The organism is Streptomyces sp. NPDC054961 (genome assembly GCF_053609145.1).
The window spans coordinates 28,516-49,191 of the sequence record NZ_JBSGWY010000026.1 but is presented as its reverse complement, the minus strand read 5'-3'; the positions used below and the strand labels follow the sequence as shown (position 1 = coordinate 49,191).

At 74.1% G+C, this 20,676-nt stretch carries 20 protein-coding genes; 12 read left to right on the top strand and 8 right to left on the bottom strand.

Features of this window, described 5'->3' with window-relative positions; genetic code table 11:
- Positions 1–26: 26 nt before the first annotated feature.
- Both ACWF9Z_RS22825 and ACWF9Z_RS22820 read right to left on the bottom strand, forming a co-directional pair.
- A complete protein-coding gene (locus ACWF9Z_RS22825; RefSeq protein ID WP_453604764.1) occupies positions 27–890 on the bottom strand; it encodes a hypothetical protein in 864 nt (287 codons plus the stop codon).
- 62 nt (positions 891–952) lie between these two features.
- Positions 953–3,112, bottom strand: coding sequence for a right-handed parallel beta-helix repeat-containing protein (locus tag ACWF9Z_RS22820; RefSeq protein ID WP_453604670.1), 2,160 nt, complete (start codon positions 3,110–3,112; stop codon positions 953–955).
- A gap of 462 nt (positions 3,113–3,574) precedes the next feature.
- Here ACWF9Z_RS22820 and hmgA point away from each other — a divergent pair, with 462 nt between their 5' ends.
- Positions 3,575–4,918, top strand: coding sequence for a homogentisate 1,2-dioxygenase (gene hmgA / locus ACWF9Z_RS22815; protein ID WP_453604669.1), 1,344 nt, complete (start codon positions 3,575–3,577; stop codon positions 4,916–4,918).
- Positions 4,919–5,018: 100 nt separating this feature from the next.
- A complete protein-coding gene (locus tag ACWF9Z_RS22810; RefSeq protein WP_453604667.1) occupies positions 5,019–5,768 on the top strand; it encodes a GntR family transcriptional regulator in 750 nt (249 codons plus the stop codon).
- 54 nt (positions 5,769–5,822) lie between these two features.
- Here the strand turns inward: ACWF9Z_RS22810 and ACWF9Z_RS22805 are convergent, their stop codons facing one another.
- Entirely contained in the window at positions 5,823–5,984 is a 162-nt protein-coding gene (locus ACWF9Z_RS22805; RefSeq protein WP_453604665.1) for a hypothetical protein, read from the bottom strand.
- 170 nt (positions 5,985–6,154) lie between these two features.
- On the opposite strand from ACWF9Z_RS22805, the gene ACWF9Z_RS22800 reads away from it, so the two are divergent.
- Entirely contained in the window at positions 6,155–7,288 is a 1,134-nt protein-coding gene (locus tag ACWF9Z_RS22800) for a type ISP restriction/modification enzyme (protein WP_453604763.1), read from the top strand.
- Positions 7,289–7,337: 49 nt separating this feature from the next.
- On the opposite strand, the gene ACWF9Z_RS22795 is transcribed toward ACWF9Z_RS22800, so the two are convergent.
- Positions 7,338–8,063 (bottom strand): TetR/AcrR family transcriptional regulator, encoded by a 726-nt coding sequence (locus ACWF9Z_RS22795; protein ID WP_453604663.1) that lies wholly within the window; start codon positions 8,061–8,063, stop codon positions 7,338–7,340.
- Between the two features lie 71 nt (positions 8,064–8,134).
- Between ACWF9Z_RS22795 and ACWF9Z_RS22790 the strand changes: the two genes are divergently transcribed.
- From ACWF9Z_RS22790 to ACWF9Z_RS22780, 3 genes are all read left to right on the top strand, one after another.
- Positions 8,135–9,175 (top strand): ATP-binding cassette domain-containing protein, encoded by a 1,041-nt coding sequence (locus tag ACWF9Z_RS22790; RefSeq protein ID WP_453604661.1) that lies wholly within the window; start codon positions 8,135–8,137, stop codon positions 9,173–9,175.
- Positions 9,172–9,960 (top strand): ABC transporter permease, encoded by a 789-nt coding sequence (locus ACWF9Z_RS22785; RefSeq protein WP_453604659.1) that lies wholly within the window; start codon positions 9,172–9,174, stop codon positions 9,958–9,960. The genes ACWF9Z_RS22790 and ACWF9Z_RS22785 overlap by 4 nt, the downstream gene beginning before the upstream one ends.
- A gap of 116 nt (positions 9,961–10,076) precedes the next feature.
- A complete protein-coding gene (locus tag ACWF9Z_RS22780) occupies positions 10,077–11,288 on the top strand; it encodes a CaiB/BaiF CoA transferase family protein (protein ID WP_453604657.1) in 1,212 nt (403 codons plus the stop codon).
- Between the two features lie 68 nt (positions 11,289–11,356).
- Here ACWF9Z_RS22780 and ACWF9Z_RS22775 read toward each other — a convergent pair whose 3' ends face one another.
- A complete protein-coding gene (locus tag ACWF9Z_RS22775) occupies positions 11,357–11,626 on the bottom strand; it encodes a hypothetical protein (protein ID WP_112451750.1) in 270 nt (89 codons plus the stop codon).
- Positions 11,627–12,108: 482 nt separating this feature from the next.
- Here ACWF9Z_RS22775 and ACWF9Z_RS22770 point away from each other — a divergent pair, with 482 nt between their 5' ends.
- Positions 12,109–13,719, top strand: a complete 1,611-nt coding sequence (locus tag ACWF9Z_RS22770; RefSeq protein WP_453604761.1) for a serine/threonine-protein kinase — start codon at positions 12,109–12,111, stop codon at positions 13,717–13,719.
- A 55-nt stretch (positions 13,720–13,774) separates the two neighbouring features.
- Here ACWF9Z_RS22770 and ACWF9Z_RS22765 read toward each other — a convergent pair whose 3' ends face one another.
- Positions 13,775–14,575, bottom strand: coding sequence for an SGNH/GDSL hydrolase family protein (locus ACWF9Z_RS22765; protein ID WP_453604759.1), 801 nt, complete (start codon positions 14,573–14,575; stop codon positions 13,775–13,777).
- Between the two features lie 206 nt (positions 14,576–14,781).
- Between ACWF9Z_RS22765 and ACWF9Z_RS22760 the strand changes: the two genes are divergently transcribed.
- Both ACWF9Z_RS22760 and ACWF9Z_RS22755 read left to right on the top strand, forming a co-directional pair.
- A complete protein-coding gene (locus ACWF9Z_RS22760; RefSeq protein ID WP_453604655.1) occupies positions 14,782–15,882 on the top strand; it encodes a DUF5925 domain-containing protein in 1,101 nt (366 codons plus the stop codon).
- A gap of 151 nt (positions 15,883–16,033) precedes the next feature.
- Positions 16,034–16,576, top strand: a complete 543-nt coding sequence (locus ACWF9Z_RS22755; RefSeq protein WP_453604654.1) for an FABP family protein — start codon at positions 16,034–16,036, stop codon at positions 16,574–16,576.
- A 41-nt stretch (positions 16,577–16,617) separates the two neighbouring features.
- On the opposite strand, the gene ACWF9Z_RS22750 is transcribed toward ACWF9Z_RS22755, so the two are convergent.
- The gene (locus ACWF9Z_RS22750; protein ID WP_453604653.1) at positions 16,618–17,010 is read right to left on the bottom strand and encodes a GntR family transcriptional regulator; all 393 of its coding nucleotides are present in this window, start codon (positions 17,008–17,010) and stop codon (positions 16,618–16,620) included.
- 103 nt (positions 17,011–17,113) lie between these two features.
- Here ACWF9Z_RS22750 and ACWF9Z_RS22745 point away from each other — a divergent pair, with 103 nt between their 5' ends.
- Both ACWF9Z_RS22745 and ACWF9Z_RS22740 read left to right on the top strand, forming a co-directional pair.
- The gene (locus ACWF9Z_RS22745) at positions 17,114–18,061 is read left to right on the top strand and encodes a GNAT family N-acetyltransferase (RefSeq protein WP_453604651.1); all 948 of its coding nucleotides are present in this window, start codon (positions 17,114–17,116) and stop codon (positions 18,059–18,061) included.
- 19 nt (positions 18,062–18,080) lie between these two features.
- Positions 18,081–18,563 (top strand): DUF402 domain-containing protein, encoded by a 483-nt coding sequence (locus ACWF9Z_RS22740; RefSeq protein ID WP_453604649.1) that lies wholly within the window; start codon positions 18,081–18,083, stop codon positions 18,561–18,563.
- A 106-nt stretch (positions 18,564–18,669) separates the two neighbouring features.
- On the opposite strand, the gene ACWF9Z_RS22735 is transcribed toward ACWF9Z_RS22740, so the two are convergent.
- Entirely contained in the window at positions 18,670–19,134 is a 465-nt protein-coding gene (locus ACWF9Z_RS22735) for a hypothetical protein (RefSeq protein ID WP_453604647.1), read from the bottom strand.
- A gap of 346 nt (positions 19,135–19,480) precedes the next feature.
- Here ACWF9Z_RS22735 and ACWF9Z_RS22730 point away from each other — a divergent pair, with 346 nt between their 5' ends.
- The gene (locus ACWF9Z_RS22730) at positions 19,481–20,575 is read left to right on the top strand and encodes a lytic polysaccharide monooxygenase auxiliary activity family 9 protein (protein WP_453604646.1); all 1,095 of its coding nucleotides are present in this window, start codon (positions 19,481–19,483) and stop codon (positions 20,573–20,575) included.
- The last annotated feature ends 101 nt before the right edge of the window (positions 20,576–20,676 follow it).

Genomic DNA, 20,676 nt, shown 5'->3' with positions numbered 1-20,676 from the left:
CTTCGGCGTGTGCCGGGGCGGGGGCTTCACCGGACGAGGAGTTGGGTCAGGACGAGGTCGGACTCGTGGGTCTCGACCTCGAAGAGGCCCGTGCGGTCGGCCGTCAGGACCAGGGTGGCCTCCTGGCCCGCCGGCAGGGCGAGTTCCTTGTCGAAGCCGTGGACGTGCAGGGTGTCCGCGCGGTCGCTGGTGACGCGCAGGGCCACGCGTTCGCCGCGCGCCAGCTCGACGCGGCCCGGGGCGGGGGTGACCTTGCCGTCCCGGACGGTGATGGTGACCGTGCGGTCGGCCTGCGCCGCCTCCGGGGACGGAGACGGGGACGGGGACGTGGGCGGCGGCGTGGAGGCGTGGGTGTGGCCGGTCTGGCCGGGGGTGGCGGTGAGCTGGACGGTGCCCTCGACCGGTTTGCCGGAGACGGCCCAGGCGGTGTGGTCGTCCGCGTAGAGGCGGACGGTCAGGGTGTGCGCGCCCTCGGGCACCTGCGCGGCCGGCAGGTGGAACCACGGGCCGTACACGCGGGCCAGTTTGCGGCCGTCCAGTTCCAGGTGCGCGTGCCCGGCGCCCAGGAGGGCGGCGCCACCGGTGCTGTCGGGGGTGAACCGGAAGTTCTTCACCGCCAGCTGGAGGTTCCAGCCGTCCTCGGAGTCCGGCCGGGCGGTGAGCTGGACCTCCGGCGCGCCCTCGGCCGGGACCTCGCGGAGCCGGTGGCCGGCGCCGTCGTCGGCCGTGAGCAGGGTGCCCGCGTTCCCGGAGGCCTGCTCGTGGCTGGTGCCCGGCTTGTGGTGGGTGGTGGCCCTCCCGCCGCAGCCGGCGACCGCGCCGCCGGCCAGGAGCAGGGCCAGGGCGAGCAGCGCGGCGGTCCGGCCTGTCCGCCGGGGCCTGCGCGGCAGGCCGGTCGGGCCGCAGGCGTCGCAGCGGACGCGGCTCGCGGGACGCTCGGTCTCGTACACGGTCACGGTCGCTCCCCGCCGGCCGAACCGGTCTCCGGCTCCGTGACGGCCTCCGCACCCGAGGCCGCGTCCGGGCCCGCCGGGACGGGGACGCGGTCGCCCGCCTCGTCGCCGCCCGGTCCCGTCGGGCGGGCAGGCTCGGCGCCCCGCGGGCCCGGCCGGGCGGCGGCGATGACGGCCCACAGGGTCCAGAGCACGGCGACGAGGGCCCGTATCCAGGCGGGGCTGAGGGGGATCCAGGGGATCATCAGGACGGCCTTGTCGAAGGCGTCGAGGAGGGTGAGCGCGGCGAGGAGCAGGGTGAGGCGGGCCAGCCAGGGGCGGTCGGGGCGCAGGGCGAGGCCGATGCCGGTCCACCACAGGCCGAGGCAGAGCAGCGCCAGGGCGGGAACGAAGGTCGCGACGAGCCCCATGGTGGAGCCGGCCACGTCCAGGGCCAGGCCGACCAGGCCGAGGAGGGTGGCCGCCGTGGCCAGCCGGGAGGTGCGCAGGCGGCGCCACCACAGGAGGCCGCCGACCAGGAACAGGACCGCGGCGACGGCGAGGGCGATCTGCGCCTCCACCCGCTGGAGGCCGCGGGCCCCGTACCAGTCGCAGCCGGCCGGGAGTTTGCGGGCCTGGACGCTGTAGTCGGCGCAGACGAGGAGCTGGGCGAGCTTGGCCGGTTCGCCGGCCAGGCGGGCGGAGCCGCCGGAGACGGAGCCGCGGCGCTCACCGCACTCCGGGAGCGTGCCCGGGGTGGAGCCGTCGGGACCCTGCTGCCAGCAGTTGCCGCGGCCCTGGCCGTCCCACCACACGTCCATGCCGTTGGGGCGCGAGGCGCCGGCCTTGTCCTTGCCGAGGATGTTGCCGGCGTAGCGGTTGTGGTGGGAGGTGTCCGTCTGCTTGGACCACTTCTCCTCACCGCGGATGAAGGCGGGCACGGCCGAGAGGAAGAAGCCCGCGCGCTGGTGCCCGTACACCCAGTTGTTCTCGTAGAGGTTCCAGTTGCCGCCTGCGGTGATGATGCCGGTGCCGGGGGGCATGGAGATCTGCGGGCAGACCGTTCCCTGTTCGTAGCCGCGCTCGATCGGAGGCTTGGCGCAGGTGCCGTCGGCGACGAAGTGGTAGTAGTCGGCGTTGTTGTCGTGGATCAGGTTGCGCTCGAAGTGGGCGTGGTTCTGCGGGAGTCCGGGGTGACCGGGGAAGGCGCTGTCCATCGAGGCGCCGCCCATGTTCTGGTCGAACTCGTTGTCGTGCACCCACACCGAGTCGCCCGCGGTGCCGGAGTAGCCGACCATGTTGTGGTGGCTGCGGCAGCCGGTGATCTCGATGGAGTAGCGGGGGACGTCGTAGCCGCGGCCGTCGTTGATGTTCGAGGCGCTGCCCGGGTAGATGCCGGAGTCGCCGTTTCCGTACGACTCGCAGTTCTTGTAGAGGCCGTGGTCGCTGGCGAAGGTCAGGAAGCCGTACTCGTCGTTCCAGCGGGTCAGGACGTCGTCGATGACGAAGCCGTCGCCCGCGAGCACGTACAGCGAGTTGAAGGTCGTGCGCTGCGCGGTGAAGTTGCGGAAGTAGATGCCGTTGGACTTGTCGGCGCGGATCGCGTTCAGCTTCTGGTACTTGGCGTCGATGACCACGTCCTGCCGGGAGGCTCCGGTGCCCTCGATCTGCAGGTCGGTCTTGCCGAGGATGGCGACGAGGTTCTGGTTGTGGCGGCAGGCCACCTGCTGCTCGTAGGTCAGGATCTGGTAGCCGAGCGAGGAATTGGACGCCTTGAGCGAGGCGCACTCCCCCGTCGGCTTGGGGAGCGAGGGCTCCTCCTCGTAGAGACCGGGGAGGATCGCGATGTTCATCCCCGGACGGTCGACGGCGTCGACGGCGGCCTGGAGGTCGCGGTAGCCGCTCGTCTCGCAGCGCTCGTAGAGGGCGAGGTTGCGCTGCTTGAGCGCGTCGGGGAAGGCGGATATCCGGCGCTCGAAGGCAGGCCGGTCCGTCTTGCAGACGATGAGGTCAGGCTCGCCCTCGCGGTACTGGGGCACCGATCCGGTGCCGTCGGGCAGCTCGATGGGGCGCTCTTCGTGCGCGCTCGCGACGGGCGCGGCGGCGAAGAGGGACAGAAGGGCTAGGAGGGCGGCGAGGAGCGCCGCCGGTACGGCAGGGAACCTGCGGGTCCACGACATGCGCGTGAGAGTAGAGCATTGTTCATCTTTTAGGATCCCCTCTCGCGCGAATCGGCGTCGGCCCGGGCGACTCGACGCCCCGAACCCGCCGTCCGGGCCGCGACAACCCGCCCCATACCGGCTGTTCCACCCCGATCCGGAAGCCGGGCCGACCGGACGAACCACCGCGCGCCGTTCCGGGCACGGACCGACCGCGACCCTCACCGGGGCCTCGCCCCTCGCAGCCCGCCCGGCGGCGCGGGGCAGCCCCGACCGGCCCCCCATCGACCCCCGACCGGCCCGTGACCGGCCCCTGACCGGCCCCCTCACCGGCTGGGCCCAGCCCTGGCCGGCCCCGGACCAGCCCCTGACCGGCCCCTGACCGGCCCCTGACCTGCCCCTGACCGGATTCTCCCGTTGACGCACCGCCCACGGAATCCTACTGTCAGCCATAGGATTCCTTCGGCAGACCGGGAGCGTGCAATGAGTGGCGGCGGCAGCATCAACGGTGGCGGCAGCGAACAGGCCCGCAAGACGGCGGAGGCGCTGGCCTACCTCACCGGGTTCGGCAACGAGCACAGCTCGGAGGCCGTCCCCGGCGCGCTCCCGATCGGCCGGAACTCGCCCCAGCGCTCCCCCCTCGGCCTCTACGCCGAACAGCTCAGCGGGAGCGCGTTCGCCGAGCCGCGCGCCCTGAACCGGCGGTCCTGGCTGTACCGGATCCGCCCCTCCGCCGCGCACCCGCCCTTCACCCGGGCCGACAACGGCGCGCTGCGCACCGCCCCCTTCACCGAGGCCCCGGCGGACCCCAACCGGCTGCGCTGGAACCCGCTGCCCGACCCGGCCCCCGGCACCGACTTCCTGGCCGGCCTCTGGACGCTCGGCGGCAACGGCGACGCCACGCAGCGGAGCGGCATGGCCATCCACCTCTACGCCGCCAACTCCCCCATGACCGACCGGGTGTTCAGCGACTCCGACGGCGAGCTGCTGATCGTCCCCGAGCGCGGCGGCCTGCTGCTGCGCACGGAGTTCGGCCTGCTCAGCGCCCGCCCCGGCGAGATGGCCCTCATCCCCCGCGGGGTCCGCTTCCGCGTGGAGCTCCTGGACGCCGACGCGCGCGGTTACGTCTGCGAGAACTACGGCCGCCCCTTCGAGCTGCCCGACCTGGGCCCGATCGGCGCCAACGGCCTCGCCTCCGCGCGGGACTTCCGGGCGCCCGTGGCCGCGTACGAGGACGAGGAGCGTCCGACCGAGGTGGTCAACAAGTTCTGCGGCAACCTCTGGACCGCGACCTACGACCACTCGCCGCTCGATGTGGTCGCCTGGCACGGCACGCACGTCCCGTACGTCTACGACCTGCGCAGCTTCAACGTCCTCGGCTCCATCAGCTACGACCACCCCGACCCGTCGATCTTCACCGTGCTGACCTCGCCCTCCGACACGCCGGGCCTGGCGGGCGTGGACTTCGTGGTCTTCGCCCCGCGCTGGCTGGTCGGCGAGGACACCTTCCGCCCGCCGTACTTCCACCGGAACGTGATGAGCGAGTACATGGGCCTGATCGAGGGCGCCTACGACGCCAAGGCCGAAGGCTTCGTCCCCGGCGGCGGCTCGCTGCACAACATGATGTCCGCGCACGGACCCGACCGGGAGACCTTCGACCGGGCGAGCGCCGCCGAGCTGAAGCCGCAGAAGATCGACGACGGCCTGGCCTTCATGTTCGAGACCCGCTGGCCCATCACGGCGACCGCCCAGGCCGCCGGCGCGGACCACCTCCAGAGCGGATACGACGACGTCTGGCAGGGGCTCCAGCGGCACTTCCGCGCCTAATATCACGAGCACTGCCGCGCCCGGCCGACCGCGTCACCATGCTCCCGCGTCACGGCGCGGCAGTGCTCCCACGCCCACCCCGTCGTACGGAGAATCACCCGTGACCGCCTTCGCCCCCGACTCGCTGGTACTGAACCGGAAGCTGCCCCTCTGGTACCAGGTCTCCCAGTCGTTGCGCGCCTCGATACTCGGGCGCACCGCGGACGCCTCGCTGCGGCTGCCCACCGAGGAGCAGCTCGCCGAGCACTACGGGGTGAGCGTGCTCACCATGCGGCAGGCGCTCAAGGAGCTCGAGACCGAGGGCCTCATCAGCCGCCACCGGCGGCGCGGGACCTTCATCGAACCGGCGGCGATGCGCGGCGCGCCGGTCCGGCTGCTGGGGTCGGTCGACGCGATCGTGGCGCAGCAGTCGGGCGACCGTACGACGATTCTCGGCCATGAGCGGACGCCGGTCGCCGGGGAGCTGCTGGCGCACTTTCCGCAGACGCCGGAGGTGGTCACGTACCGCAGGCTGCGCCACGACCGGGAGAGCGGCGAGCCGACCAACTGGGCGGAGAACGCGGTCCGTCCGGAGCTGGCGGAGTTCATCGACCTGGCCGATCTGGTCCGTTGGCCCATGACGAAGGTGCTGCGCGACGTCGCGAAGGTCGAGATCAGCCGCATCACCGACACCGTCGAGGCGCGGCTGGCCGATCCGGTGACGGCCGAGCTGCTCCACGTACCGCTGCTGAGCCCGATCCTGCACTACACGGGGGTGACGTACGACAAGGACGGCCGGGTGGTCGACGTCGCGCGGATCCGGTACCGCGGCGACCGCTTCTCCTTCACGGTGACGGTCGACGCCTCCTGACGCGGGCGTCGCGCGCGCTGCGTGCGATGCCGGCGCGCCCGGGGAGGTCCGCTCCTACTTCTCCTCGTCGTCCGTACCGCGCTCGCCCTCCGCCTGGGACGGCGTGGTCCGCGACGTCTGGGCGTGACGCTGCTTCTTCTGCGCCTCGTCCATGTCCTCGTCGAGCCGCTCCCCCTCGGCCTGGGACGGTGTCGAGTACTCGTCGTACTGGCTCATGACCGCCTCCTCGTTCTCGCGGGTCCGCACGGCCTCCCGGGTCGGCGCGGATCCCTACACAAGGAGCCTAACGCTCCGGCCTGGACGCGGCCCGGCCACCGGACGGCATCGCTACCATCGGCCGGGTGAGCGCTGACGCACCTCCACGGAATCCGCTGCTGGACGATCTGATGCCCTGGGCCGTGGGCTCCCTGAGCCTGGGCCGGGCCTGGGTGGCGGCCCCCGACCCGGCGATCCTGCGCGCCCGCTGGGCCACGCTGGCGGGCGCCACAGGTCCGGAGCGGGAACGGCTCTTCCGCCCGACCCGGGCCCGGACCCCCGCCGCCGGGGCCGCCGCGCTGCCGGGCCAGCGCGCGGGCTCCACCGCCCGTTTCGCGGACACGCCGGGACCCTGCCCCGACCCCGTACGGGTGCTGCGCGAGCCCTTCGACGAGCAGTGGCTGCTGCCCGACCAGCGGCTCATCGACCGGGCCCGCCCGGAGCTGTGGCGGGTGCTGGACGAGCACCAGCTGTTCACCGTGGAGGCCCCGCAGACGGCCGGGCTGCTGGTCACCGCCCGCCTCCCGGCCGGCCGGCTCGGCCGGATCCGCCCCCTGCACCGGCGCCCGGGCGGCGCCGAGCCCAATCTCGCGCCCGGCCTGCTGCCGCTGCTCGGCGACCACTACGGCACCTGGGTCACCCCCGAGGACGTGCTGTGCTGGATCCTCGCCGCCGGGCGCCCGGGTCCGCAGGGGTACGAGGTCCCGCTCACCGCCGACCCGGAGCGCTGGCGGGCCGGGCTGGAGCTGGGCCACCGGCTGCTCGCGGTCCAGCTGCGCGGGGCGCGCGGCGGCGAGCCGCCCCGGCTGCCCGGCGGGCGCCGGCCCTACGTCCGCTCGGCGCTGCCGGCCTGGCCGCGCGAGCTCGCGTACGACCCGCCGAGCGAGACCCTGAGCATCGGCGGGGGGACCGTCTCCCCCGTGCCCGCCGGGGCGTGGGAGTACGAGGTCCAGGGCGTCCGGGTCCTCGAGGCGTGGTTCGGCGCCCGGCTCGCCCACCGGGATCCGCAGGCCGACGGGCTGGAGGCGCTGGGCCCGGCCGAGTGGCCGCAGGACTGGACCTCGGAGCTGCTGGCCCTGGTGACGACCCTGGCGCTGCTGGCGGACCTGGCGCCGGAGCGGGCCGCGTTCGAGCCCGGACCGCTGCTGGACGCCACCGGGCCGCGCGCGGCCGGGGTCCTGCCCCCGCCTTCCTGGGCCCGGCGCCCGGCTTCAGTACTGGACCACCAGGAGGAGGGCCCGGGAGGGCAGTTCGCGCTCCTGTGAGCCGCGCCGGACCGGCTGCGGGCGGCCGGGGCGCACCACCGCGGCCGGTCTAGTCCCCCCAGGCCCCCAGCAGCCGGACCATCGACCGGTCGAACACCTCGGCCGGTTCGGGCAGTTCGCCCGGGACGCCCGGCGCGGCCGCGAGGACGCCCGCCAGGAGCGGGTACTCGCCCGTCGCCAGCCGGGAGCCGAGCCAGGCCGCCCGCACGCCCTGCTCGGCGGCCTCGCTCCAGGGGAGCTGGCGGGCCCGCTCGGCCAGGGCCAGTTCGCTCGCGACGAACGTGGCGACCGTCCCGTTGATCGCGGCGATCAGCTCCAGCTTCTCCCCGCCCGTGGCCCGGAGCGGCGCCAGGCAGGCCAGGCTGTGCTCCAGGTACCGCAGGGCGTTGGGGCCCAGTCCGTAGGCCGGGCTCAGCAGCCGGGGCAGCCACGGGTGCCGGTGCATGATCTCCCGGGTCTGGCGGGCCAGTGCGAGCTGGTCGGCCCGCCAGTCGCCGGTCGGGGGCGCCAGCTCGTACTCCCCGCTGACCGCGTCGACCATCACCTCGTACAGGTCCTCCTTGCGCGGCACGTAGTTGTAGAGGGACATCGTCCCGGCGCCGACACCGGCGGCCACGCGCCGCATGGAGACGGCTTCGATCCCCTCTCCGTCGGCGATCCGCACCGCCTCGGCGGCGATCGAGTCGCGGCTGTGCGCGGGCCGGGGGCCGCGGCCGGCCCGCTGCGGGCGGGCCCAGATCACTTCGGGTTCAGCGGAGCGGCCGCTGGGTGTCATCGCTCATCACCTCGTCCATCGCTCACCATCGTAGTTACGTACACCGTACGTAGTGGGGTAGGGTGCACCGCATGACTACTACGTACGCTGTACTTAGTGAGGGCCTCGAGAAGAATTACGGCGAGGTGCACGCCCTGCGCGGCCTCGATCTCACCGTCCCCGAGGGCACGGTCTGCGGCCTCCTCGGCCCCAACGGCGCGGGCAAGACCACCGCGGTCCGGATCCTCGCCACCCTGACGGCGCCCACCGCGGGCCGCGCCCTCGTCGCCGGCCACGACGTCGTGCGCGACCCGGCCGCCGTCCGCCGGGCCATCGGGGTCACCGGTCAGTACGCCTCCGTCGACGGGGACTTGACCGGCCGCGAGAACCTGCGGCTGTTCGCCCGGCTCGCCGGACTGCGCGGCCGGGCCGCCCGGGCCCGCGCCGACGAGCTGCTGGACCACTTCGGCCTCGCCGAGGCCGCCGACCGGGTGGCGGGCACCTGGTCGGGCGGCATGCGCCGGCGCCTCGACCTGGCCGCCGGGCTGGTCACCCGACCCCGGGTGCTGTTCCTCGACGAACCCACCACCGGCCTCGATCCGGCGGCCCGCGAACAGATCTGGACCGCCGTACGGGACCTCGCGCGGGAGGGGACGAGCGTGCTGCTCACCACCCAGTACCTGGAGGAGGCCGACCGGCTCGCCGACGACATCGTGGTCGTCGACCACGGCCGGACCGCCGCCACCGGCACCCCGTCCGAACTCAAGGCGCGGATCGGCTCCTACGCCGAGGTCACCGTCGGCGAGCCCGAGGCGCTCGGGGGCGCGGCCGGCGTACTCGACCAGCTGACGGGGGGCCTGCCCGCCCTGGACCGGGAGCGCCTCAGCGTCGGCGTGACCGTGCTCGACTCCGGACTCACGCTGCCGCGGATCGTCCGCGCGCTCGATGCCGCCGGCATCGCCGTGACCGACGCGAGCCTGCGCCCGCCCACCCTCGACGAGGTGTTCCTGCGCCTCACCGGCGCCTCCCGGACCGCCCCGGCCGCCCCGGCCGCCCCGGCCGCCCCCGCCCCGCAGAGCCCCGACCCCCGCAACCCCGGTAACCCCACCGAGATCAAGGAGCAGGCAGCATGAGCACCTTGCTGTCCGACGGCGGCGCCGTCCTCGTCCGCCAGCTGCAGAAGGCCCGGCACGCCCCGGCTCTGCTGATCCTCACCCAGACCATGCCGGTGACCATGCTGCTGTTCTTCGGCTACGTCTTCGGCAGCGCGCTCGCCATGCCCGGCCAGGAGTACCGGCAGTTCCTGGTCCCCGGAATGCTCGCCGCCACGGCCGCGAACGGCCTGATGACGGGGATGTTCACGGCCGCGCAGGACGCGCACCGCGGGGTGACGGACCGCTTCCGGACCCTGCCGATGAGCCGGACCGCCGTTCCGCTGGGGCAGACGGCCGCCGACCTGCTGACCACCGCCGCCTCGATGGTTCCGCTGATGCTCGTGGGGCTGGCGATGGGCTGGCGGGTCGAGAACGGCCCCGCGGGGGCGCTCGGAGCCCTCGGCGTCCTGCTGCTCTTCCGCTTCGCCACCGCGTGGGTGGGGACGTACCTCGGCCTGCTGAGCAAGAGCGAGGAGGCGGCGGGCCAGCTCGGGAGCGCCACCTTCGTCCTGCCGATGCTCTCCGCCGCGTACCTGCCGACGGCCGGCCTGCCCGGGTGGCTGCGCACGGTCGCCGAATGGAACCCGATCAGCGCCGTGGCGACCGCCGTGCGCACGCTGTGCGGGATCGCGGGTGACGAGGCGGCGGCGGGCGCCGCCTGGCCGGTCGCCCACCCGGTCGCCGGGGCGCTGCTCTGGTCGTCGGTCCTGCTGGTCCTCTTCGTACCGGCGGCCACCCGCCTGTACGCACGCGGCCGCGACTGAACGGAAGCGGAAGTGGGAGCGGGAACGGGAACGGGAGCGGGAACTGGGCCGGGCCCGACGGCGGCGGGCGGGCCCGGAGGGTGACAGATCGCCTCCGGGCCGGTAGGCAGAGGGCCATGCAACCCGATACGCACGCCACCGAGCCGCTCCCGCTCGACGGGATCACCGTCGTCGCCGTGGAGCAGGCCGTCTCGGCCCCCTTCGCCACCCGCCAGCTCGCCGACCTCGGCGCGCGGGTCATCAAGGTCGAACGGCCCGACGGCGGCGACTTCGCGCGCGGCTACGACACCGCCGCCCACGGTCTCGCCTCCCATTTCGTGTGGGCCAACCGGGGCAAGGAGTCGATCGCGCTCGACCTCAAGGACCCGCGCGGCCGTGAGCTCCTGCACGGGCTGCTCGACGGGGCCGACGTCTTCGTGCAGAACCTCGCGCAGGGCGCCGCCGCCCGGCTCGGGCTCGACTCGGCCGCGCTCTGCGCGCGCTACCCCCGGCTGATCGCCGTGGACGTCTCCGGCTACGGACCCGAAGGCCCGTACGCCCACAAGCGCGCCTACGACATGCTCGTCCAGTGCGAGGCCGGCCTGGTCTCGGTGACCGGTACGCCCGAGCGGCCCGTCAAGGCCGGCATCCCGGCCGCGGACATCGCGGCCGCCATGTACGCCTTCTCGGGCGTGCTCGCGGCCCTGCTGCGGCGCGGGACCACCGGGCGCGGGGGGAGGGTGGAGGTGTCGATGCTGGACGCGCTCGCCGAGTGGATGGGGCATCCGCTGCACCACACGATGCACGGCGGGGAGCAGCCGGTGCGGACCGGCCTGGCGCACGCCGTGATCGCGCCCTACGACGCCTACCCGACGGCGGACGGGGACCAGGTGCTGCTGTCGGTGCAGAACGACCGGGAATGGCGTCGGCTCGCGGAACAGGTCCTGGAGCGGCCCGAGTTGGCCGAGGATCCGGGTTTCGCGACGAACGCCGCGCGCACCGCGAACCGGGAGAAGACCGACGCGGTGGTGGCCGACGCGCTGGGCCGGCTCGGCGCGGCCGAGGCCCTCGGGCGCCTGGAGGAGGCGGGCCTCGCCTGTGCGCGGCTGAACTCGGTGGCCCAGCTCGCGGCGCACCCGCAACTGGCGGCCCGGGACCGCTGGCGGGAGGTGGACTCGCCCGCGGGACCGCTGCGGGCCCTGCTGCCGCCGATCGGGCTCCCCGGCGGCGAGGCAGCGCACATGGGTGCGGTGCCCGCGCTCGGCGAGCACACCGAAGCCCTTCTGCGCGCCCTGGGGATGACGGGCGAACAGATCTCGGCATTGCGCCGGGACGGCGTGGTTCGCTGACTGGGCAGGGTCGATCGGGCCGCCGGCCGGGCCGGGAGCGAAGCGGCGTGGCTGCTGGAACGGGACGGTTACGAACGGCGGCTGCCGAAGAGCGTGCGACGCAGGCGGCGCAGCGGCGCGAAGAGCGAGACGCGCGCGCTCCGGCTCCGCAGGCGGTGCGTGTGGTCGCGCGAGGTGAGCTCACGCATGAGCAGCGTCGCCTCGGCTGCCTCGCGGTGCGGGACGGCGGGACCGCCCAGCACGGCGAGGTGGCGGTCGAGGCGCGAACTGGCCGCGCCGCTACCGCAGGTGATGGCAGGCACGCGAGGCGGCCTGCTGCGCATTGCTATCTGTTCCATGTCTCTCCCCACCCGTACGAGGGCACCCGGCCCACCGGGCAGGTTAACCCTACCGCCCCCGCGTCGCGCTCGGGTATCCCGGTGGTGTGAATTGCCCGTGCGGCGAGCGGGAGTTGACGATTACTCAGTGGAGTCGACCGTCACTCTCCGCACAAGTCGGCGGCCCTGCGCGGGCCTCGAGAGGGCCGCCCCCGGGCCCTGGGGCCTCCCGCGGCCCTCCACACCTCCGCGCGGGCCGCTCGCGCGGAACGCACGGAGCCGTCACTCCCGCCCACGGCGTGACGGGAGCCACACCGCGCGCACTGCGCTAACTTGGAGTGATCGCCCGGTAACTCTGCCGGGAGCGCACGTGAATGAGGCCTGCGGTGACTGAGTCCGCGTCGAACGATGACGGGAACGCCCCGGGGATCCCACCGGACGACGTCCCGGAGAAGAGGGTCGCCGGACGCTACCGCCTGCTGGGCCCGCTCGGGCAGGGCGGGATGGGGACGGTGTGGCGGGCCCGCGACGAGGTGCTGGGCCGCGAGGTCGCCGTCAAGGAGGTGCGGGCACCGGTCGGCATGGACCCCTCCGAGGTGGACCGCATGTACCGGCGCCTGGAACGCGAGGCCTGGGCCGCGGCCCGCGTCTCGCACCGGGGCGTCGTCACCGTCTACGACGTGGCCACCGACGACGGCCGGCCGTGGATCGTGATGGAGATCGTACGGGGGCTCTCGCTCGCGGAGGTCCTGGAGTGTGACGGGCCGCTCACCCCGCAGCGGACCGCGCACATCGGCGAGCAGGTGCTGTCCGCGCTGCGCTCCGCGCACGAGGCGGGGGTGCTGCACCGGGACGTGAAGCCGGGCAACGTGCTGATCGCCAACGACGGCCGCGTGGTGCTCGGCGACTTCGGGATCGCGAGCCTGGAGGGCTCCACCGCCATCACCCTGACGGGCGAGGTGGTCGGCTCCCCCGAATTCCTGTCGCCGGAACGCGCGTCGGGGCACGATCCGAGCCCCGCCACGGACCTGTGGGCGCTCGGGGTGATGCTGTACACGGCCGTCGAGGGGGTCTCGCCGTTCCGCCGGGACACCTCGGTGGCCACGCTGCGGGCCATCGTGGACGAGGACTTCCCGCCGCCCGCGCGGGCCGGGGCGCTGGCTCCGGTACTGGAGGGGCTGCTGGTCAAGGATCCCGAGCAGCGGCTGCCCGCGGTGGAGGTGGCCAGGATGCTGCGGATCATCGGTGCGGGCGGCACCGTACGGGCCTTCGGCGGGACCGCGTCCGGGCCGACCATGGCGCTTCCCGCGGGGGCCGCGTCGGGGCCGACGGTGGGTCCGGACACGCCCGCTTCCATGGCGCGGCGCCGCCGCGGCCCGCACGCCCCGCCGGGCCCGACGCCCGCGACGCATCCCGTCCCCGCGCCCGGCGGACCGCGGCGGCCGGGCCGCGCGGGGGCGGTCCTGACCGGCGGGATCGTGCTGCTGGTGGTCGTGGTGGTCCTGCTGGGCTGGCTGCTGTGGAAGGACCTGCGCACCACCGGGGGCGACGGCGGGGACGACCCCGCGCCTCCCGCGACTCCCGCCACGAGCGCCGCTGCCCCGCCTTCGCCGGGCAGCCCCTCCCCGAGCCCGCCCGAGAGCCCGCCCGAGAGCCCGTCCGCGCCCCCTTCGGCCCCTCCCGCGGCCCAGTTCACCCTGTCCGCGGTCCAGGCCGTCCGCGACGGCTACCGCGGCACCTGCCCGGCGCCCGCCGCCGAAGCGCCCGCCTTCACCGCCACCGTCGCGGTGGACCGGACCCCGGCCGTGCTGGAGTACCGCTGGGCCACGCGCAGCGGGGAGACCTCCGGTCCCGGCTGGCAGTCCGTCACGTACCCGGCGGGCGGGCCGGGGAGCGTGCGGCTGGACCACACGGAGCTGACGTCCTATCCGGACGCGACCTTCGAGGACGCGGTGCGGCTGGAGATCCGGACCCCCGGGGAGGCGGCCTCGGCCTGGCTCGAGTACTCCGTGACGTGCGTGGAGGAGACCCCGACGAGCGGGGCCCCCTCCCCCGGGGCCTCCGGACCGAGCGGCTCCCCGTCTGCGGAGCCGGGACCGACCGTCAGCCCTTGAGCGTGCCCGGCCCTCCGGCGGCCCGGGGCCGCCGGACGGCCGGGCCGTCGGTCCCTCAGGCCGCGTTGGTGAGCACGGGCAGGTAGCCGCCGGACTGTCCGGCGGCGGTCGGGTGGTACGACTCGCCGATGTTGAGCCAGTTGAGGCTGTGCAGCCACTCGCTGCCGGAGCAGATCTCGTGGCCCGTGAAGGTGCCCGCCACCGAGGCGAAGGTGAAGCCGTGGTTGGCGGCGCGTTTGGCGATGGCGGCGTTGAGGTAGTCGGAGGCTCCGTTGATGGCCGTGCGTTCGCCCTCGGTCAGTCCGGCGATGCAGTTTCCGTTCAGCTTGTAGAAGCGGGGATAGCCGAGGACGACCACGTGGGCGCCCGGGGACCGGCTGTGGATGGCGTCGTAGACCGTGTCGAGCTGGCCGGGGAGGGTGGCGTCCACGTACGCCTTGGCCTGGTTGACGCGGCTGACGCAGGTGGACTCGGACTGGAGCACACAGGTCGTCATGACGTCGGAGAATCCGGCGTCGTTGCCGCCGATGGTGATGCTGACCAGATCGGTGCCGGAGTTCAGCGGGGTGAGCTGGCCGCTCATCACATCACCCGTACGGGCGCCCGAGCAGGCGGCGAAGGAGAAGGTCTGCGGGGCGTGGGCGGCGGCCCAGAGCGCTGGGTAGGCGCGCGTGGTGCGCTTGCAGTTGCCGCTGGAACTGTCGTAGTTGCCGGCGCCGACTCCGGACGAGTACGAGTCGCCGAGGGCGACATAGCCGAAGTCGGCCGCGGCGGAGGCCTGTCCCGCGCCGAAGAGGGCGGCGCCCGCGGCGAGTAACAGGGCGGAGGCGAGGGCTGCGAAGCGCGGCATTCTCATGCTCATGTATGCGGCTCCTTGTGGGGGTTACTTCTCAGTCCGTGATACAAGGAGCGGAGCCTCGCTGTAAGTGTTCATGTCAAGAATATTCGGAGTGGACATGTGGTCCGAATCTTCACCCGCACTGCGTTTGAAGAGGGAACTCCGCCACTCGTTCCGGCGAAACACGTGTGCATGAGCGGAGTTCGTGCCGGATCATGGGCGCCATGCCAGCCAACCCGCAGGACGCACTGCCGATCCGGCTCAACGTCGACGACAGCGACTCCCCGTCGGACGTCGTCGACGCGCTGTTCCTCGGCCGCTTCGCGTCCGGCGAGCAGCCCTACTCGCACAGCGTCTCGATCGAGCGGGTGAAGGCCGGCGCGACCCTGCTGCCCCCCAAGGCCACCGTGTTGCGCTCGGCGCGCGACACCGACCGCAGTGCGACGCTCGCCGAGGGCGAGGGCTGGACCATGCTCGTCTCCCGCTGGAGCCGGGGCGCCGACATCACGGTCACGGCGATCAGCGACGAACTCGCCGCCGGGGTGCTCGGGGAAGCCACGGAAGGGGTGCAGGACGAGCCCGAACCGCAGCCGGAGAACGTCACCATGGGGTTCTGGTACGTCTCCCCGCGCCGCGGCCCGTACCGCACGACCCGGCAGATCGCGGCCGGGACCTGGGCGGAGGTGCGGCCCAACTACACGGCTCCGGTGGCCGGGGCGATGGACCGGCTGATGAAGGTCACCCCGGACGACATCGCGGGCCGGCTGCTCCTGCTGCACGGGCCTCCGGGCACGGGCAAGACCTCGGCGCTGCGGACGCTCGCCCGGTCCTGGCGGGACTGGTGCCAGGTGGACTGCGTACTGGACCCGGAGCGGCTGTTCAACGACGTCGGCTACCTGATGGACATCGCGATCGGCGAGGACGAGGGCACGGCGAAGGGCCGCTGGCGGCTGCTGCTCCTGGAGGACTGCGACGAGCTGATCCGCGGCGAGGCCCGGCACACCGCCGGGCAGGCGCTGTCGCGGCTGCTCAACCTCACGGACGGGCTGCTCGGCCAGGGGCGCAACGTACTGGTGGGCGTGACGACCAACGAGGACCTGGAGCGGCTCCACCCGGCGGTGGTCCGGCCGGGCCGCTGCCTGGCCCGGATCGAGGTCGGCCGGCTGACGCACCGTGAGGCGGTGGACTGGCTCGGCACCGACGAGGGCGTCTCCCGCGACGGCGCGACGCTGGCGGAGCTCTACGCCCTGCGCCGCGGCGCGACCGGCCCCGCGGCCCTGCTGCCGCCGCAGGGCCACGACACCGAGGCGGGGCTGTACCTGTAGGCCTCCCGGAGGGCCGGCGGGAACCCCGTCGTGGGGGGCATGCGGGGCGCGGGCGCGGGGCGCGCGCACGGCGACGACAATGGGGGCGCGGCCGGAGGCCCGCCCCGTCGGCCGTGTACACCCGCGGGGCCCACGAACAGGAGAACGCACCGTGCTCGAACCGGCGCAGGAGAACCCCTACCCCGACAGCCACGTCCTCGGTGAGGGTCCCGAGCCGCATCCGCAACTCCAGCCGGTGCTGGGCCTCATCGGGCGCTGGCACGGGCGGGGAAGCGGGGAGTACCCGACCCTGGAGCACGACTTCCGGTACGAGCAGGAGATCACCTTCAGCCACGACGGCAGGCCCTTCCTCTGCTACACCTCGCGCGCCTGGCTCGTCGACGGGTCCGGGAAGGCGCTGCGCCCGGCGGGGCGGGAGACCGGGTGGTGGCGGATCCTGCCGGACGCCTCCATCGAGGCCACGCTCGCCCACCCGACGGGAATCGTCGAGACGTACGTCGGCCGGGTGTCCGGCACGGAGGTCGAGATGAAGACGGAGACCGTGGCGATGACCCCCCGGGCCAAGGTGGTGACCGGCATGCGGCGCCGGTACGCCCTCCAGGACGGCGAGCTGACGATCGTGCAGGACATGGCCGCGGTGGGACAGCCCATGCACCACCACCTGCGGGCCCGGCTGCTGCGGCGCGAGGGCTGACCCGGCGGACGCCTGCGGACGCGGCCCCGGCCGGGCGGGCGTCAGCCGGCGTACCGTGCCCGCAGCGCGTCCAGCGCCGCCGCCACCGCCTCGTCGAAGGTCAGGCCCAGCCGCCGCGCCCGCTCGGCATAGGCCTGCGCGGAGGCGGCCGCTTCCCGGGCCGCCCCGTCGCCCGCCGCGGCGACGAAGCTGCCGCCCCGGCCCCGCGTCTCGATCACCCCGTCCGACTCCAGCGCCCGGTAGGCCTTCGCGACCGTGTTCGCCGCCAGCCCGAGCTCCTCGGCGAGTCCGCGCACCGTGGGCAGTTTGAAGCCGGCCGGCAGCCGTCCCGCCCGCGCCCCCTCCGCGATCTGGGCGCGCAACTGCTCGTACGGGGCGGCCGCGCCGGGCGCGCCGTCGATCCGGATCTTCAGGTTCGTGGAAGTCGAGGTCACGCGGCCGATTGTCCCCCACCGGCCCGCGAACGCCCCGTCGCCGACGGCAGCCGCGGCGAAATTCGAAGGCGCGCACCCCCCGTCCGCGCCTACCGTCACGCACATGAGCCCCCGCATTCGCGACCTGCGCCCGAACGACCCGGCCGACGCCGAGTCCGTCGTGAGGGTGCGCCGCGCCGCCCTGCCCTTCATGATCAGCACCGCTCGGGGAGTCGGCTTCGAGCTGGCCTCCGCACACCCCGGCAAGCGCTACCGCCACCTCGTCGCGGAAACCGCCGACGGCCAGGTCATCGGCACCGCGCAGGTGGGCATCGTCCACGACAGTCCCGTGCCCGGCCAGGGCTTCGTCAACGCCTACGTGGACCCCGCGCGGCGCGGGCTCGGCGCCGGGAGCGCCCTGGTGCGCGCCGCCGAGGAGCACCTCGCCGCCGAGGGCGCGAAGGACTCGTACACCTGGGTGCTCGACGAGCCGCCCCACCGCGCCTTCGCCGAGCGGCACGGGTACCGCGCCTCCCGCTCCGCGCACTTCCTGCGCCTCGACCTGGCCTCGGCCGCGCTGCCCGCGCTCCCCGCGACCCTGCCGGCCGGCGTCGAGCTGCTCCCCGGCGACGTCTTCGCCGCCGATCCGCGGCCGCTCTTCGAGGCCGACGCGGCGGCCACGCTGGACGAACCCGGTGACGTGCCGACCGAGTTCGACGACTACGAGGACTGGCTGCGGCACACCTGGAACCATCCGTACCTCGACCGGGAGCTCACCACCGTCGTGCTCGTGAACGGCGAGGTGGCCGCCTTCACCGCCGCCCACACCGACGGCGCGGCCCGCTACTCCTCCGGCATGACCGGCACCCTGCGCGCGTTCCGCGGCCGGGGACTGGCCAAGCTCGCCAAGACCGACTCGCTGCTCCGGGCCCGCGCGGCCGGCTACACGGAGGCGTTCACCGGCAACGACACCGGCAACGCTCCGATGCTCGCCGTCAACACCTGGTTCGGGTACGCGGTCTGCGCCACCGAGACCCGCTTCACCAAGCGGTTCGCCCCATCCGACGACTGAGAGAAGCGGACACACCCCGATGACCGACCGAGTCACCGTCACCCTCACCAAGGCGGGACGCACCAAGATCACGTATCCGGCCGGACTCGTGGCCGACACCGGCACCCGGATCACCGTACGGGCGCCCTGGGCGGCCGAGGACGTACGGGACTTCGGGTTCGTGCGCTTCGAGCCGGGCGACGTGTTCACCGAGCACTACTGGCGCGACCGCTGGTACGCGGTCAAGGAGGTGCGGACCGGCGACGGCGTCCTCAAGGGCTGGTACTGCGACGTGACCCGGCCCGCCGTGGTGACGGACGGCGCGATCCTGGTCGAGGACCTGGACCTGGACCTGTGGGTGTCCGGGGACGGCTCCGCGGTGCTGCGCCTGGACGAGGACGAGTTCGCCGAGAGCGGCCTCGCCGCCGCCGACCCCGGGGCGGCCGCCGAGGCCGTACGGGCGCTGGACTTCCTGGAGGCCCGGGCCCGTTCGACGGCGGGACTAGGCACGCTGCTGACCTGACCGGTCCGCCGGTGCGCGCGGCCGGCCCGTCTGCGGCTCGCCGGCACGGTGAGCCGCGGGGGGAGCCAGAGGCGGGCCAGAAGGGGAGCCAGAGGGGGAGCCGCTCTCAGTCCCGTGCCAGTGCCGCCCGAAGGGCGGCCATCAGCTTCTGGCGCACCTCCCGGAAGGCGCGTCGTACCTGCGCGCACTCAGGATCGTCGCGCGTGTGGCCCGCGACCACCGCGTCCCGGTAGCGGAGCAGTTCGTGGGCCGCTTCGCCGGCCAACCGGGCGACCTCCGGCGTGGCCAGCAGCTCCAGTTGGTACTGCTTGGCGTGCACGCCGTGGTCCAGGATGCTGGCGCGGGCGAGCCGAGCCCGCTCGTCCACGGGCAGGTGCCCCGAGCGGCTGGCGTCACTTATCGCGTCGCGCGCCTCGGTCAGCGCCTCCAGGAACTGGGCGGACACCGTGCGCAGGGTCTCCCTGTCACGCTCGCCCGTGTCCCGGCGCCATCGCACCCGGTCCGTGGTGAGCGTGCTGCCCACCCCGATGACCGCACCGAGCGCCGTCGCGGCCAACGAAGTCCATTCCATGGCTGGGGACCCTACGAGTCCGCCGGGTCCGGCGGCCAGAGGGCCCCCCGATTCTTTCTGCCGGGGCGCGGCGTGCGGCGCCCACGGAAGGGGCCCTCGGGCGGGAAGGGCCCCCCGTGGGCCCGCTTCCTGAGCCCCCGCTTACCTCGTCCTTAACGGGGCCCTAAGGATCGGCTCCGGGGGCCCCGAGCCGGCGAAACGCGGGGTGGGGGCGGTTAGTTTGGCTGAGCCAGGGAGGGCCGGAGGCGGCGCCGCGAACCCGTGAGGGGCGGCGCCGCACCGCCCCGGCCCCCCGGTGCACCCCCGACTCGCGCTGCCCTGTGCCGTGCCCCAGAGGAGATCCACCATGCCCGCACGCCGTACCGCCGCCCGTATCGCCGGCCGTGTCGCCATCGGGCTCGCCCCGCTCGCGGTGGCCGCGTACGCCGTCTCGCCCGCGGCCGCCCACGGTTCGATGACGGACCCGGTCAGCCGGGTGGCGGCGTGCTACGCGGAGGGCCCCGAGGCCCCGAAGTCGGCGGCCTGCAAGGCGGCGGTCGCGGCCAGCGGGACGCAGGCGTTCTACGACTGGAACGCGGTGAACATCGCCAACGCCGCAGGACAGAGCAAGTCCCTGATCCCCGACGGACAGCTCTGCTCGGCGGGCAACAGCAAGTACAAGGGGCTGGACCTGGCGCGCGCCGACTGGCCGGCGAGCCCGCTGGCCCCGGGCGCGCACACCTTCCGCTACAAGGGGACCGCCCCGCACAAGGGCTCCTTCGAGCTGTACGTGACGAAGGACGGCTACGACCCCTCGAAGCCGCTGAAGTGGTCGGACCTGGAGCCGGCGCCGTTCGTGAAGGTCTCCGACCCGGGGATGCAGAACGGCGACTACGTGTTCTCCGGCACCGTCCCGAACAAGACCGGCCGGCACCTGATCTACAGCGTCTGGCAGCGCTCGGACAGCCCGGAGGCGTTCTACACCTGCTCGGACGTGGTCTTCGGCAAGGACAACGGCGGGAGCGGCGCCGGTACGGGTACGGGCGGTACGGGCAGCACGGGCGGCGCGGCCGCGGGCGGCGCCACCACGGGCGGCGCGAACGGCAAGCCGACCACGAAGCCGGGTTCCAAGCCCTCCGGCCAGCCCTCGGACCCGTCCTCCGGCCAGCCTTCGGACCAGGCGTCGGACCAGCCCTCGGCCCCCACCGACCAGCAGATCGCCGCCGGTTCGGACAAGTCGACCGTGGAGCACAACGGCCACGGGGACAACGACCCGAAGACGAACGCCGGGGCCGCCCCGTCCCCGGTCACCCCGCAGGGCGAGGTGAACCTCGCGGAGACGGGCGGCAACAGCGCCACCCCGACGATCGCCATCGCCGGGGCCGGCGCCCTGGCCGTCGGTGCGGCCGTGCTGTTCGGGCTGGCCCGCCGCCGTGCGACGCCGGGCCGCCACGGCCGCTGACGGCCGCCGGGTGGGGGGGGGGGGCGGCGGGGGGGGCGGGGGCCCCCCCCCCCCCCACCCGGGGACCCGAGGTGCAGAGGGAAAAACCACAGCCAGAGGGG